Origin of the sequence: Caballeronia mineralivorans PML1(12) (genome assembly GCF_001028175.1) — a bacterium.
Classification (GTDB): Bacteria; Pseudomonadota; Gammaproteobacteria; order Burkholderiales; family Burkholderiaceae; genus Caballeronia; species Caballeronia mineralivorans.
Genome location: NZ_AEJF01000141.1, coordinates 1 through 16,542 on the forward strand (window position 1 = coordinate 1; position 16,542 = coordinate 16,542).

The 16,542-nt window shown below is 62.9% G+C and carries 6 protein-coding genes and 1 pseudogene; all 7 read left to right on the forward strand.

Annotation, left to right across the window (positions count from 1 at the left end; genetic code table 11):
• Positions 1-1,297 (forward strand): aldehyde dehydrogenase (locus tag EOS_RS22770; RefSeq protein ID WP_047848977.1); only part of this gene is annotated, 1,297 nt, incomplete at its 5' end.
• A gap of 86 nt (positions 1,298-1,383) precedes the next feature.
• A complete protein-coding gene (locus EOS_RS22775) occupies positions 1,384-3,243 on the forward strand; it encodes a feruloyl-CoA synthase (protein ID WP_235442924.1) in 1,860 nt (619 codons plus the stop codon).
• Positions 3,244-3,305: 62 nt separating this feature from the next.
• On the forward strand, positions 3,306-4,550 hold the full coding sequence (mhpT, locus tag EOS_RS22780) for a 3-(3-hydroxy-phenyl)propionate transporter MhpT (RefSeq protein ID WP_047848979.1): 1,245 nt from the start codon (positions 3,306-3,308) through the stop codon (positions 4,548-4,550).
• Positions 4,551-4,610: 60 nt separating this feature from the next.
• The gene (locus EOS_RS22785) at positions 4,611-5,750 is read left to right on the forward strand and encodes a porin (protein ID WP_047848980.1); all 1,140 of its coding nucleotides are present in this window, start codon (positions 4,611-4,613) and stop codon (positions 5,748-5,750) included.
• Positions 5,751-5,761: 11 nt separating this feature from the next.
• Positions 5,762-7,477, forward strand: a complete 1,716-nt coding sequence (locus EOS_RS22790) for a tannase/feruloyl esterase family alpha/beta hydrolase (protein WP_047848981.1) — start codon at positions 5,762-5,764, stop codon at positions 7,475-7,477.
• Between the two features lie 1,204 nt (positions 7,478-8,681).
• A pseudogene (locus EOS_RS49330) lies at positions 8,682-8,795 on the forward strand (ESPR domain-containing protein); the annotation flags it as partial.
• A 57-nt stretch (positions 8,796-8,852) separates the two neighbouring features.
• Complete coding sequence (locus EOS_RS45700) at positions 8,853-16,499, forward strand: autotransporter-associated beta strand repeat-containing protein (protein ID WP_235442925.1); 7,647 nt, start codon at positions 8,853-8,855, stop codon at positions 16,497-16,499.
• The last annotated feature ends 43 nt before the right edge of the window (positions 16,500-16,542 follow it).

A 16,542-nucleotide genomic window follows, 5' to 3' on the forward strand; every position in this document is an offset into this window, starting at 1 on the left:
CGCGTTTCCTGCATGGGCCGCGCTCGCGCCGACGAAGCGCCGCAAGCGCTTGCTCAAGGCCGCCGACCTGATGGACGCGCGCACGGCCGACTTCATCGCGGCGGGGGTTGCCGAGACGGGCGCGATGCCGAACTGGTACGGCTTCAACGTCATGCTCGCGGCCAACATGCTGCGCGAAGCGGCGTCTATGACAACGCAGATCGACGGCAGCGTGATTCCCTCCGACGTGCCGGGTAATCTTGCGCTGGCGGTGCGGCAGCCGTGCGGTGTCGTGCTCGGCATCGCACCGTGGAATGCGCCGGTGATTCTCGGTACGCGCGCCGTCGCGATGCCGCTCGCCTGCGGCAATACGGTGGTACTCAAGGCGTCGGAACAATGCCCTGCCGTGCATACGATGATTGGCGACGTGCTGCACGAGGCGGGTCTCGGCGACGGCGTCATCAACGTGGTGACGAATGCACCGGAGGACGCGGCGGCAGTTGTTGAAAGGCTGATTGCGCACCCGCATGTGCGCCGCGTGAATTTCACGGGTTCGACGCATGTGGGACGAATCATTGCGAAGCTCGCGGTGCAGCATCTGAAGCCGGTGTTGCTTGAGCTAGGCGGTAAAGCGCCGGTGCTGGTACTCGATGACGCCGATCTCGACGCGGCGGTAAGCGGCATTGCGTTCGGCGCATTCTTCAATCAAGGTCAGATCTGCATGTCGACGGAGCGTGTGATCGTCGACCGCAAGATTGCCGATGTCTTCATCGACAAACTCACGGCGAAAGCGCGCTCGCTGATTGCAGGCAATCCCCTTGATGCGGGCAGCGTGCTCGGCGCGATGATCGACGTGAGCGCGGTCGCTCGCGTGGCTGCGCTGGTTGCGGACGCCAGCGCCAAAGGCGCGCAATTGCCGGCCGGTTGCAGGCACGAAGGCGCGATCATGCAGCCCACTATTGTCGATGGCATCACGCCGGAGATGCGGCTGTATCGCGAGGAATCGTTCGGGCCTGTCGTGACGGTGCAGCGCGTGGACGGCGACGACGAAGCCGTGCGGGTGGCCAACGACAGCGAGTTCGGACTCTCATCGGCAATCTTCAGCTGCGATGTGTCACGCGCGCTGGCGCTCGCTAAACGCATCGAGTCGGGTATCTGCCATATCAACGGCCCGACGGTTCACGACGAAGCGCAAATGCCTTTCGGCGGCGTCAAGAGCAGTGGTTACGGACGCTTTGGCAGCAAGGCATCGATAGCCGAATTCACGGACTTGCGCTGGATCACGATCCAGAACGAAGCCCGTCACTATCCGGTCTAGTACCGGACGCGGTCATCACAGCCGGCCATACGCCTTCACGAAAGAAAGGCGGGGCTCAGACAATCAGACGTGCAGGAGACGAGAGCGTGACGAGCGTTGAAGCAGGGTTGGGCGCGCGGTATCGGGACGTAGCGGTGACTACCGCCACGACCGAGATCGCGAAACGAGGCAACGCGTGGTACTTGCGCTCCAACGAGCCATTGCGGGCATACCCGTTACGACTCACGGACCGGCTGGTCAGTGGCGCGCAAGCGCACCCCGAGCGCGTGCTGGTCGCGCGCCGGGGCGACCACGGCACATGGGTCGAGATTACCTACGCAGACATGCTGCGGCGGGCGAGGGCGATCGGCCAGGCGCTGCTCGACCTCGGTCTCTCGCCGGAGCGCCCGCTTGCCATCCTCTCCGGCAATGACCTGGAACATTTGCAGCTTGCCTTCGGCGCAATGCTCGCCGGCATTCCCTTCGCCCCGTTTTCGCCCGCTTATTCGCTTGTTTCCAGCGACTTCGGCAAGCTGCGTACGCTGCTGGACCTGTTGCGTCCCGGGCTCGTGTATGCCGGCGACCACGTAGCGTTCTCCCGCGCGATAGAAGCGGTCGTTCCGGCTGACGTGACGCTGGTAACGAAAGCCGCGACCCATCGCTCGATTTCGTTCGACACTTTGCTCAATAGCACCCCCAGCCGCATCGATGGCGTGTCGGAAGAAGTAAACGCCGACGCGATCGCCAAGATCCTCTTCACCTCCGGTTCGACGAAACTGCCCAAGGCGGTCCCGACCACGCACCGCATGTTGTGCAGCAACCAGCAGATGCTGCTGCAGACTTTCCCGGAGTTCGCGAAGGAACCGCCGGTGCTCGTCGACTGGCTGCCGTGGAACCACACCTACGGCGGCAGCCATAACGTCGGCATTGCGTTGTACAACGGCGGCTCGCTTTATATCGACGATGGCAAGCCTGTCGCCGGCAAGTTCGAAGAGACGCTGCGCAATCTGCGCGAGATCTCGCCGACCGCGTATTTCAATGTCCCAAAAGGCTGGGAAGAACTGGCGATCGCGCTGGAAACCGACGAGCCGCTGCGCCGCAATTTCTTCGCTCGCGTGAAGCTGTATTTTTTCGGCGGCGCGGGATTGTCGCAAGCGGCGTGGAACCGGCTCGAGCGCGTCACGGAGCAGTATTGCGGCGAGCGTATCCGCATCATGTCGGGCCTTGGCATGACGGAGACGTCGCCGTCGTGTCTCTTCACGACCGGCCCGATCATGCGCGCGGGTTACATCGGACTGCCCGCGCCGGGCTGCGAGGCGAAGCTCACGCCGGTCGACGGCAAGCTCGAACTGCGTTTTCGCGGGCCGAATGTCATGGCGGGTTACTGGCGTCGCGAGTCATCGGCGTCCGATGAACCGGTGTTCGATGAAGAAGGTTTTTATCGTAGCGGCGACGCAGCAACCTTCGTCGATCCGGAGCGTCCGGAGATCGGTCTGCAATTCGATGGCCGCATTACCGAAGACTTCAAGCTGAATTCCGGCACGTTCGTCAGCGTCGGGCCGTTGCGTGCGCGGGTGGTGTCGGAAGGCGCGCCGTATGTGCAGGACGCGGTCGTGACGGGGATCAATCGCGGCGAAATCGGTTTGCTCGTTTTCCCACGTCTTGACGACTGCCGCCGGCTCGCGGCGCTTCCCGCAGGCGCGGCCGTCGACGAGGTATTGAACGCGGCGCCTGTCCGCGCGTTCTTCACGGATCTTCTCGTGCGCCTGAACCGGCAATCGACCGGCGCGACCACGTTCATCGCCCGATTGCTGCTCCTCGATACCCCACCCTCGCTCGACCTCGGCGAAATCACCGACAAAGGTTCGATCAACCAGCGCGCCGTGCAGAAGCATCGCGAAGACCTGATCGAAGTCATGCATGCGGGGCCGGATGACCCACGCGTGATCGTCGCAACGAGTAAATGAAAACTGGCAGAACGCGTCGAGCAAACGGGGTAAACCCGACTATTTAATAAGGATTACCTATTATGAAAGCACTTGGAACAAGCTCGCCGGGTGAGGGTGCGTCGAGCGGGGCCGCCGCCCGATCCGGCGTCGCCATTACGCTCGGCCTATGTTTTGCCATCGCGTTGCTCGAAGGACTCGACCTGCAATCGGTCGGCGTCGCCGCACCGCGCATGGCGCGTGAGTTTGGGTTGTCGGTGGGGCAAATGGGTCTGGCATTCAGTGCCGGGACGTTCGGCCTGCTGCCTGGTGCGATGTTCGGCGGAAGGCTGGCCGATCGCATCGGCCGCAAGCGGGTGCTGGTGATGTCAGCCTGCCTGTTCGGCTTGCTGTCTATTGCGACCGCGCTCGTCAGCGACTTCCACACGCTCGTGATCGTGCGTGTGCTGACCGGGATCGGCCTGGGCGGCGCGCTGCCGAACCTGATTGCGTTGTCGTCGGAAGCAGTGCCGCCGAAATCACGCGGCACCGCGGTGAGCGTGATGTATTGCGGCATTCCGTTCGGCGGCGTGATCGCATCGGCAATCGGCGTGGTGAGCGCGGGCGATGCCGACTGGCGGCATATCTTCTACGTCGGCGGCGTCGGTCCACTTATTCTCGTGCCGCTGCTGCTCGCGTTCCTGCCTGAATCAAGAGCCTTCGCGAAGGCGTCGCATGACGGCAGCATGAAGCCTGCGCCTGTCGGCGACATACTCTTCGGCGGTACACGCGGCCTCTCGACGGTACAAATCTGGGTCAGCTATTTCTGCACGCTGATCGTCCTTTATTTCTTGCTCAACTGGCTGCCTTCGCTGATGGCGGCACGAGGTCTTGCTCGCGCCGAGGTCGGCTACGTGCAGATCTTTTTCAACGTGGGTGGCGGTATAGGTGCGCTCTGCATCGGCATGCTGATGGACCGCATGAAGGCGGGCATCGTGGTGACGGGCATGTACATCGGCATCATTGCGTCGCTTGCGGCCTTGTCGGTCGCGCCGGGTTTCACCGCGCTCACGGTCTCCGCGTTCTTCGCCGGCATGTTCGTGGTCGGCGGCCAATCCGTCCTGTACGCACTTTCAGCAGCGTTCTATCCGACTGCGATGCGCGGCACGGGCGTGGGCGCAGCGGTGGCGGTGGGGCGCATCGGCTCGGTGATCGGTCCGCTCGCTGCGGGCCAGTTGCTGGCGATGGGCCGCAGTTCGTCAGTCGTCATCGGCGCGAGCATTCCCGTGACACTGATCGCGGCGGTCGCAGCCTTGCTGTTGATCAAACGTCCTCGCGCAAACGACTGACGCTTGCCTCAAGTTTTCTAAAAAAACAATTCGATAAATAACGGTCTGGAGACAAACACCATGCAGGCATCGGCACGCCTTCTTTTATGCAGCGCACTCTGCGCGACAAGCACGGCCACCGTCGCGCAATCGAGCGTGACGCTCTACGGGATCATCGATACGGGCATTGAATATGTATCGCACGCGAATGCCGCAGGCGACCACCTGTTCCGCATGCCCGGCGTTACTGGCGAGCTGCCCTCGCGCTGGGGCCTGCGTGGTGCGGAGGATCTCGGCGGCGGCTACAGCGCCGTGTTCACGCTCGAGAGCGGCTTCAACACGCGCGGCGGCGATCTCGGGCAGGGCGGCCGACTATTCGGACGGCAGGCGTTTGTCGGCGTGAAAAGTCCGTATGGCACGGTCGCGTTCGGCCGCCAGTACACCATGACTTACCTTGCGCTGCTCAGCGCCGACATCATTGGACCGGACATCTATGGCCTCGGCTCAATGGACGCTTACGTGCCGAACGCGCGCGCGGATAACTCGGTCACTTACCTCGGCACATTCAGCGGCGTGACCTTGGGAGCCGGCTATTCGTTCGGCCGCGATTCGGCCGGGACCGGCAATTCACCGGGGCAAGGAACCTGCGCCGGTTCTGTACCTGGCACGCCGACGCAATGCCGCGACTGGTCGGTGATGCTCAAGTACGACGCCCCGTTCTTCGGTGTGGCTGCATCGTATGAAGAGCAGCGCGGGGGCACGAACGCCGCCGCCAATTTCTTCGACGGCGTGACGCCGACCGTACTCACGAGCGCTGCCGACAAGGACGTCCGCGCACAGGTCAACGGCTACGCGAAATTCGGCGACGCAAAGATCGGCGCGGGGTGGCTCAACCGTCGCGTGACGACCGACTCGGCGGCCGTCCCCGACGTGCGTTCGAATCTCTTTTTCGTGGGCGCGTCGTACTTCGTGACGCCCGCGTTCCTTATGGATGGCGAGGTGTATCGGATCGTGAATAACGAGCACGACACGCGCGCCACCATGGGGACCTTGCGCACGACCTATCTTCTGAGCAAGCGCACCGCGGTCTATGCACAGGGCTCTTATCTCGCGAACAGCGCGAAGGCCCGTTATTCGGTGAGCGGCGGTGGTGGCGGAACGACTCCGGCGGCGGGCGCTGGACAAACGGGCGTCATGCTCGGCGTGCGGCACATGTTTTAGGAGACAGCGAAATGAACAAGTCAGCAATTGCAATGGCCGCGATGACTTCGATGGCGCTCGCCGCTTGCGGCGGTAACAGCCATGACAACAACGTCAGTTCCTTGCCGCAGTTGAGCGCCGCCACTCCCGCGAACCTGGCCGGAAGCTGCGAGGCGCTCGCCTCCAGACTCGTGTTCGCCAATACCGTGTTCACGACGGTGACGACCGTCGCGGCGGGCACGCTGACGGTGGCCGGCAAGCCGGTCGCGCAGCACTGTCTGATCCAGGGCAACATGAACCAGCGCGTCAGTCCCGTCGATGGCAAGACCTACGCGATCGGCTTCGAGATGCGCCTGCCCATTGCGTGGAACGGGCGCTTCTTCTATCAGGCGAACGGCGGGCTCGACGGTAATGTGGTGACCGCGACGGGCGAGATAGGCGGGGGTGCGCCGACCAGCGACGCCCTCAACATGGGATTCGCCGTCATCAGTTCGGATGCAGGTCACAGTGCCGCGCAGAATCCGCTTTTCGGGCTCGATCCCCAGGCTCGCATCGACTATGGATATAACGCCGTGGCCACGCTCACGCCGATGGCGAAGCAGGTCATCAAGCTCGCTTACGGCCGAGCGCCAGACCGTAGCTACTTCGACGGCTGTTCGAACGGCGGCCGTCACGCGATGGTCGCGGCCGCCCGGTCGTCGTCGGAATACGACGGCATCATTGCAGGCGATCCGGGCTTTCATTTGCCGAAGGCGGCTATCGGCGAGATGTGGAGCGCGCAGCAACTCGCCAAGGTGGCCACAGCCACAACCGCTAACGGATTGCCCGATATCACGACCAGTTTTACCGCGACGGAGCGCCAGCTTGTGGCGTCGAAGATCATCGCGAAGTGCGATGCGCTCGATGGTGTCGCCGACGGCATGGTGCAGGACATCAAGGCGTGCCAGGCGAACTTCAGTCTTGCTAACGATGTGCCGACCTGCTCAGGCAACGTGCGCGACGGCACCTGCCTGACGAGCGCACAGAAGGATGCGATTGGCAATGTGTTCTCGGGCGCAGTCAACAGCGCCGGCACGACACTGTACGCAAGCTTTCCCTACGATGCCGGTCTCGGCACCGGCTGGTCCGCGTGGAAACAGGGCAACTCGATCACGCTTGATCCGGCTGCCGCTGCCTTTACGTTCACCTCGCCGCCGCAGAGTGCGTCGATACTCAGCCAGTTGTCGGCATATGCGTTCAACTTTAGTATGGACACCGATGCACCGAAGATCTTCGCTGCCAGCGGCGTATATACGGAGGCGTCGTGGTCTTTCATGCCGCCGCCCGACGAAACCAATCTCAGCGCGCTGAAAACGCGCGGCGCGAAACTGATGGTCTACCACGGCACCAGCGACCCGGTGTTTTCATCGAACGATACGACCGACTGGTATCAGCGTCTTGCCGCGGCAAACGGCGGAGACGCGTCGAACTTCGCGCGCCTGTACACAGTAGCCGGCATGAATCATTGCAGCGGCGGTCCGAGCGCCGATCAGTTCGACATGCTCACGCCCATGATCGCCTGGGTCGAGCAGGGCACGGCGCCAGACAGCGTCATCGCCACCGCGCGCGATGCCAGCAACGCGGTGCCGAATCCAGATGTTCCAACTAGCTGGGGAGCGGGACGCACACGGCCGTTATGCCCCTATCCCAAGGTCGCGCGCTACAAAGGCGGCGATATCAACGCGGCGGGCAGCTTCGCCTGCAGTTGACCGACGCTCGGCCCATTACGCCATCTCCCCACTCGCCGAATAAAGAGGGGTTCTCCAGCGCCAATCGATCGACGTTCGCATCAAGGGTCTTTAGATCGTCCGATACGGCTGGATAACCCGTCAAAAAGCGTAGTCAGTAATAATTCATGGGCATATCCAGAACGCGGCGCAACGACTTTCCGACCCGGCGATTCAGTGGGCCGGAAGTATGTGCCGTGAGGATCGCTTAAACATGCCCTTTGAATCCGTGTAATAAAAACTCTCGGTACGATGTATTTCACGCCTGTCAAAACGGCATTAAAACCCCGTGAAATCGTGACGTGTTACACGCCCCACTGTAACGTCTGGCGCCCCGCGTTACGTTAAGAAGTCAATTTTCGGACTAATTCGAACCGCCTTTTCTGTGCAGTCGGCGATCAACCGGTTATATCTCCTGTTTTGCGAGACCTTCACCCCGTTGGGATGCGAGTGTATGTTTCGCACATTCGTCATACGAAATTGAATGATTATTGCTTAAACTCAATCCGTAAAACCGCCTAAACATTATATTTGCGGATGCAGCATGCGGACCCAAACCATTCCTGACGTATCAGGACCGGCAAAAAATATTCGCGCCAACGGAGGACAGTGGCATATCGGAAGCGGGTGAACGCTCGGTCATCGCCGGGCGGATTTAGTGACATGCCAGTACCTTGCCAAATGGCTTTACCGGTTAATCGCCCGCGTAGACCCGCTTGGCCAACTTTTGTTCAACCGTTATTTCTAAACGCGGCCAGTCCCCAAAAACCCCGGACGGCACCAAGTTTCAATAGATTGTGAAACATTACCGCGAAATATTTCTTGAAATATCAGGTAAAGCTTGCCATTCTTCTGACAAAGGCTTTAAAGCCTGAAAATGAGAATGAGAGAAACCGAGGGTAATCACCATATGCCGAGTACAGGCGTCGTCGCGAATACGGGATGAGAGAAGCCGGCCGCACCGAAAGTGCGGCTGGCTGAACTCGTTCCGCGTTTGCCGGGATAACGTTTAATTCGAAGCTTAAAAGGCCGCCATTCGACGGTCTGGATAAGCTCGCCCTAATAACTCCACCAACCTGAGCGCACGTTTGATGCGCGGCTTCCGTTCGACCTGAATTTAATGCGGGCAGTGGGGACTGCCGCAGTAGAAGCGTCTCTTAATTCAAACTGATATCGCGGGGAAATGATGAGCAAGATTTATCGCGTGGTCTGGAGTAAGTCGCAAGGTGCATTTGTAGTGGCCTCGGAACTGGCAAAAAGCAGTCGCAAAGGCCGGTCCGGACGAAGCGCATCGGTGCGCGGCGCCGGAGCATCGCCTTGCGGTCACGACGCACCGCTCAATGGGTCTGGAGACAATGTGTCAAGCGCCGGGATGCCGAAGCCGTTGGCATTTGCGCTAGCCGTGGCGTGTTTATCTCTCATCGACAGTCCGGCAGCCTGGGCTACCTGTTCCACCGTGGGTAACACGGTGTCCTGCGTCGGCGCGGCGAATTTATTGGCGCCATCGTTTTCGAGCATCGCCGACAACCTGACCGTCAACGTGAACTCGGGCGCAAGCGTCGGGGTGTTGCTTGGCCTGCTCGGCACCGCGATGAACCTGTCGGGGAACAACGTCACGCTCAACAACGCCGGGACAATCGATCCCTCGCTTCTCGGCATAGGCAGTCTCCTGTCGAGCGGAACGACGATCGGCAATGCTGCCGCAAGCACCGTCACCGTTAACAACTCCGGCGTCATGAACGGGACGAGTGGCTTATTGGGCGTGAACCTCAGCAATCTGAACGGCATGGCGCTGGCCGTCCAGAACGGCACGGGAGGCGTCACCAACATCACCAACTCGGGCAGCCTGGGTTCAAGCGCCCTGCTCGGCATTACGCTGATCCCGTCGGACGCGCCGGTGGTGGCCGTCTACGGCGGCGGCCAGGTCAACGCAGTCAACACGGGCACCATCACCGGCCGCGTTGCCTTCCAGGCTTCCGGCACGGCGGGCACCGGCAATACCTTCGTGAACGCCGGGACAATCAGCGGTAGCGTCTCCATGGGAGCCGCCAGTACCAACAGCTTTACCGCAGTAACCGGTTCGACCGTGAACGCAGGCGGCAGCCTCGGACTCAATTTGCTGGGGGTGGTCGGCATCAATCTCGGGTTTGCGCCCACGGGTGTCATCGACGGGGGCGCGGGGGGAAACAACACGCTCCTGCTGCAAAACTCCGCCACGGGTACGGGTTCGGGAACGACCGGTACAGGGACGATCGCGAGCGGCACGTATATCGACTTCCAGCATCTGACGGTGAACAGCGGCACCTGGACCTTGACCGGTTCCCTGGGTCTGACGGACTCGACGTTGAATGGCGGCGTCGCCGTTTTCGACAACAGCGGGGCATTTGGCACCGGCACCGTCACGGCCGGCGGCGGCACCGTGGAAGCCAGCACCGGTGGTCTTAACGTGGCGAACAATATCGCGCTGCAAACGGGCGGCTTGACCGTCCAGGGCACAAACGCGCTGACGCTGTCCGGCGGAATTTCCGGCGGCGGCTTCCTCATCAAGAACGGGTCCGGGACGTTGACTGCAACGGGCGCTAATAGTTATTCCGGCGGGACGATACTCAACGCAGGGTCGATGGTCGTAGGCAATGGGCTGGCTCTGGGAACAGGACTTCTGTCAGTCGGCGGCGCGGCATCGCTCGACAGCACCGCGCCGGTGACGCTGGGCAATAACATTTCTATCACCGGCGCCAATGCGCTCACGCTCGCGGGTTCCAATGCCCTTGGTTTGAGCGGGACCATCACAGGTACTGGCGCGCTCGTAAAAAATGGCGCTGCGACCACCACGCTGAGCGCCGCAGAGACTTACTCCGGCGGCACGACGATCAATGCCGGCACGCTGGCGCTGGGTGCGGGAGGCAGTTTGCTGGCAACCGGCGCGGTGAACGTAGCGGGTGCCGGCGCGGTCCTGGATATTTCCGCGAGCGGTAACCAGACGATCGGCTCGCTGGCAGGTGCAGCAGGCAGCGCGGTGTCGCTGGGTGCAAATACGCTGACTTTCGGCGACGCTACCAGCCAAACGTTTGCGGGCGGTATCGGTGGAACGGGCGGCACCGTCAAGCAGGGAACAGGAACCGAGACGTTGACCGGCGCCAACACATTCTCGGGCGGCACGACGATCAATGCCGGCACGCTGGCGCTAGGCGCGGGAGGCAGTTTGTTGGCAACCGGCGCGGTCAACGTCGCAGGAGCCGGTGCAGGTTTCGATATCTCCGCAGGTGGCAATCAGACGGTTGGTTCATTGGCCGGTGTGGCGGGCAGCACGGTTTCGCTGGGTGCGAACACGCTGACCCTGGGCGATGCCAGCAATCAAACGTTCGCTGGCGGTATCGGTGGGACGGGGGGGATCGTCAAGCAGGGAACGGGAACGGAAACGTTGACGGGCGCGAACACCTACACCGGCGGCACGACGATCAATGCCGGTACCGTGGCGCTGGGTGCGGGAGGCAGCTTGTCGGCAACGGGCGCGGTCAACCTCGCGGGAGCCGGCGCAGGGTTGGACATCTCCGCGGGCGGCAATCAGACTGTCGGTTCGTTGGCCGGTGTGGCGGGCAGCACGGTGTCGCTCGGCGCCAATACGCTGGCCTTGGGTAACGCAGGCAATCAGACGTTCGCGGGGGGTATCGGCGGAACGGGTGGGATCGTCAAACAGGGAACGGGAACGGAGACGTTGACGGGCGCGAACACCTACACCGGCAGCACAACGATCAATGTCGGCACGCTGGCGCTGGGTGCGGGAGGCAGCTTGTCGGCGGGCGGCGCGGTGAACGTGGCAGGAACCGGTGCAGGCTTCGATATCTCCGCAAGCGGTGGCAATCAGACGATCGGCTCACTGGCGGGTATAGCGGGTAGCACGGTTGCGTTGGGCGCGAACACGCTGACTTTCGGCGATAGCACCAACCAGACGTTCGCCGGCTCGATCAACGGAACGGGCGGCATCGTCAAGCAGGGAACCGGCACGGAAACCTTGACGGGTGCGAGCACCTACACCGGCAACACCAACATCAACGCCGGCACGCTGGTGGTGGGCGCGGGAGGCAGCCTGTCGGCCACCGGCACGGTGAATGTGGGACCAGGCGCGGGTCTGGATATTTCGGCAGGCGGCGTTCAGACGATCGGCTCGTTGACAGGCGCTGCGGGCAGCACGATTTCACTGGGTGCAAACACACTGACTCTCGGCGATGCGACCAACCAGACGTTCAGCGGTGCTATCGGCGGAACGGGCGGCCTTGTCAAGGAAGGCACGGGCACGGAAACGTTGACCGGCGCCAATACGTTCACGGGCGGCACGACGGTCGATGCGGGCATCCTGGCGCTGGGTGCCGGAGGCAGCCTGTCGGCCACCGGTGCGGTGAACGTGGCGGGAGCCGGCACGGGCTTTGATATCTCCGCGGGCGGCAACCAGACCATCGGTTCATTGGCCGGTGTAGCGGGCAGCGCGGTAACGCTCGGCGCCAACACGCTGACGTTCGGTAACGCAGGCAATCAGACCTTCGCGGGGGGTATCGGCGGGACGGGTGGCATCGTCAAGCAGGGAACCGGGACGCAGACGTTGACGGGCGCCAACACGTTCTCGGGCGGCACGACGATCAACGCCGGCACGCTGGCGCTGGGCGCGGGAGGCAGCTTGTCAGCCACCGGTGCGGTGAACACGGCGGGAGCAGGCGCAAGTCTGGATATCTCCGCAAGCGGTGCCAATCAGACGATCGGTTCACTGGCGGGCGTTGCAGGCAGCACGGTTGCGCTGGGGGCGAACACGCTGACGCTGGGCGACGCTGGTAATCAGACGTTCGGCGGTGTGATCGGCGGGACGGGCGGCATCGTCAAGCAGGGAACGGGAACCGAGACGTTGACGGGCGCGGACACCTACACGGGCGGCACGACGATCAACGCCGGAACGCTGGCGCTGGGTGCGGGAGGCAGCCTGTCGGCCGCCGGCGCGGTGAACGTGGCTGGAATCGGCGCTGGCTTCGATATCTCCGCAGGCGGCAACCAGACGGTCGGTTCATTGGCCGGTGTGACGGGCAGCACGGTGTCGCTCGGCACAAATGCACTGACCTTCGGCGATGGCACCAACCAAACGTTCGGCGGCGTGATCGGCGGGACGGGCAGCATCGTCAAGCAGGGAACCGGGACGGAAACGATAACGGCAGCCAACACGTTCTCAGGCGGTATGACCATCAATGCCGGTGCAATTGTATTGGGCGCGGGAGGCAGCTTGTCGTCGACCGGTACCGTCAACGTGGCGGGAGCCGGTGCAAGCCTGGACATCTCCGCAGGCGGCAACCAGACCATCGGTTCACTGGCAGGCGCGGCAGGCAGCACGGTCTCGCTTGGCGGCAACACACTGACCTTGGGCGCTGGCAGCAACCAGACGTTTGGCGGTGTGATCGGCGGCACGGGCGGTATCGTCAAGCAAGGTACCGGAACGGAAATCCTGACGGGCACGAACACCTACACCGGCGGCACGACGATCAATGCCGGCACCCTGCAACTCGGCGATGGCGGCGTGACCGGCAGTGTTATCGGCAACATCACGAACAACGGGACGCTCGATTTCAATCACTCCAATAACTTGACGTCGGGCATCGTCGTTAGCGGGACGGGTGGTCTCGTCAAGGACGGCGCCGGGCAACTGACGTTGACGAGCACGAACACTTACACCGGCGGCACCACGGTCAACAACGGCACGCTGGCACTGGGTACGGGAGGCAGCCTGTCGGCGACCGGCACGGTGAACGTGGCGGGAGCCGGCGCAGGTTTCGATATCTCCGCAGGCGGCAACCAGACCATTGGTTCACTGGCGGGTGCAGCGGGCGGCACGGTCTCGCTGGGGGGCAATACGCTGACCTTGGGTGACACCGCCAATCAGACGTTCGGCGGGGTTATCGGCGGGACGGGAGCGGTCGTTAAGCAGGGGACCGGAACCGAGACGCTGACTGGCGCCAACACTTTCACGGGCGGCACCACGATCAACGCCGGGACCGTAGCGTTGGGGGCGGGAGGAAGCTTGTCCGCAACGGGTGCAGTGAACATAGCGGGAGCGGGAGCCGGAGCTGGACTGGATATCTCGCCGGGAGGTAACCAGACGATCGGCTCCTTGACGGGTGTTGCAGGCAGCACGGTTACGTTGGGCGGAAACACGCTGACGCTCGGCGATAGCACCAACCAGACGTTTGCAGGCGGTATCGGCGGAACGGGCGGCATCGTCAAGCAGGGAACCGGAACGCAAACCTTGACCGGCACCAACACCTACACCGGCGGCACGACGATCAACGCCGGCACCGTGGTCCTGGGTGCGGGAGGCAGCTTGTCGACAACCGGCACGGTGAACATAGCAGCAGCGGGTGCAAGCCTGGACATCTCCACGGGCGGCAACCAGGCGATTGGCTCACTGGCGGGCGTAACGGGCAGCACCATTTCCCTGGGTGGCAACACGCTGACTCTTGGCGATGGAACCAACCAGACCTTCAACGGCACGATCGGCGGAACCGGGGGGATCGCCAAGCAAGGCAGTGGCAACGAGACCCTGACGGGCAACAATACGTTCACGGGGGGAGCCGTCATCAACGCAGGCACGCTGACGCTGGGCAGCAGCGGCGCATTGAGCTCCAGTCCGGTGACGGTCGCGGGTCCGGCCACGCTCGACAACACGATACCGCTGAACGTAAGCAATCCGGTCGCGCTGGACGCGGGCGCGACTATCGGCGGTTCCGCGAACCTGACGTTGAGCGGGGTCATTTCCGGTACCGGCAGCCTGACGAAGGACGGTCAGGCCGACCTGACGCTCGCCGGGGTCAATACCTACAGCGGCGGGACTACGCTGAACGGCGGTTCGCTGACCCTGGGCACCAGCACGGCTATCGGTACAGGACCGCTCACCGTCAATAGCGGTGTGTTGAACCTGAGCGGCGCCGGCCTTGCCGTAGGCTCGCTGAACGGCAACAGCAGCAACGGCGTACTGAATCTCGGGACCGGGGCTTTATCGGTGAACGGCGGCGGTGCCTACGCCGGTTCGATCACCGGTTCGGGCTCGGTCATCAAGGACGGTTCGGCCACGCTGACGTTGAGCGGAGACAACACGTATGCCGGCGGCACAACGGTCAATGCCGGCACCTTGCAGCTTGGCAACGGCGGGACCACGGGCAGCGTGGCGGGGAACATCGTCAACAACGGAACGGTCGCGTTCAACCACTCCGGCGATACCACGTACGGCGGCGCCATCAGCGGAACGGGTGGGGTCGCCCAGAACGGTTCGGGACAACTGAGCCTGACGGGAACGAGTACGTATTCGGGCACGACTTCCGTCAACGCGGGCACGCTGGCGGTAGACGGTTCGATCGCCAACTCCACAGTCACGGTGAATAACGGCGGCACGCTGGGCGGTACCGGCAAGGTGGGTGGCGTCGTTGTTAATACCGGCGGTACTGCGGCAGTCGGTTCGCTAACCGGGACGCTCAACGTGGGTGGTAACGTCAGCTTTGCCCCAGGCTCCACCTATCAGGTGCAGGTCAATCCGCAGCAGCAAGCTAACCTGATCAGCGCAACCGGTGCGGCGACATTGTCCGGCGGCACGGTCCAGGTCCAGCCAGTGGCCGGAAGTTACACGCCCAACACCATCTATACGATCCTCACGGCCGCGGGTGGTCTCTCTGGCACCTTTGCCAATACCACGTCCAACCTCGCTTTCCTCACGCCGACCCTCACTTATGATCCGCAGAACGTCTATCTGGCGTTGGCGCCGAACGGAACGACGTTTGCGCAGGTCGCGGCCACGTCTAACCAGCGTGCCATAGCGACTGCGCTGAGCGCGCTCGGCACGGCCAACCCGATCTACGACGCGCTTATCTCGCTGGACAAACCGACGGCGCGCGCCGCCTTCGACAACCTCTCCGGTGAGATCCATGCCAGTGCGAAGAGCGTGATGCTCGACGACAGCCACTACATCAGGGATGCGGTGCTGGCTCGCACGCGGCAGGGGCTTGCACCGTCGTCGGGGCCGCTTGCGGCGCTGGCATCTGGCGCGGCGTTGTGCGATGCCGATGCACAGGACGAACGCCATGACGACCACCCGGACGAGGCCACGTCACGCAGGCTTTCCCAACATGATTGCAGTGTGAAATCACGACTCGCTCCGGTAGTCTGGGGCCAGGCGTACGGCTCGCAGGGCCGGCTTGGAACCGATGGCAACGCCGCTAGTGTCGACCGCAGCAGCACGGGTTTTGTGGTCGGCGCCGATACGGCGCTCAACGACACATGGCGAGTCGGCGCGGCGGGCGGAATCGGGCATACGTCGTTCGACACGAGCCAGTCCAACGCATCGAGTTCAATCGACAGCTACCATCTCGCGCTCTACGGCGGCGCGCAGTTCGGCGCGCTGGGTCTGCGCCTGGGCACGGCTTACACCTGGAACCGGGTGCATGTCGATCGCAGCGCAAGTTTCGCGGGTTTTGCCGACAATCCTTCGCCCAGCTACAACGCCGGCACGGCCCAGGTATTCGGCGAGGCGGGTTATGCGATTCCGGTCGGCCGGGTTGCGCTCGAGCCGTTCGCCGGCTTGGCCTATGTGAATCTCCATACCGATGGATTCACCGAAAATGGCGGAGCAGCGGCGCTGCATAGCGGCAACGATACCCAGAACGTGACGTACTCGACCCTTGGCGTGAGAGCGGCAAGCCGCTTCGACCTGAGTGGTACGACGGCGATCACGCCCCGCGGCATGGTGGGTTGGCGCCATGCATTTGGCAACGTGACGCCGACGTCGCGTCTGGCGTTCGCCAGCAGCGCGACGACGTTCACGGTGTCCGGGGTTCCCATTGCCCGCGACAGCGCGGTGGTGGAACTGGGTCTCGATGTCTCCGTGGGTAAGAACGCGACGGTCGGCGTGTCTTATTCGGGCCAGTATGGAAGCGGGTATCGGGACAATGCCATCCAGGGGAATCTGTTGTGGAGATTCTGACCGGGATGTCATGAAGCTTGTGTAAGAACGGCACTGCGAGATC

Bases quoted from the DNA above. Each gene is read 5' to 3' on its own strand.
- mhpT (WP_047848979.1), top strand. From the start codon at position 3,306: ATGAAAGCACTTGGAACAAGCTCGCCGGGTGAGGGTGCGTCGAGCGGG.
- EOS_RS22785 (WP_047848980.1), top strand. From the start codon at position 4,611: ATGCAGGCATCGGCACGCCTTCTTTTATGCAGCGCACTCTGCGCGACA.
- EOS_RS22790 (WP_047848981.1), top strand. From the start codon at position 5,762: ATGAACAAGTCAGCAATTGCAATGGCCGCGATGACTTCGATGGCGCTC.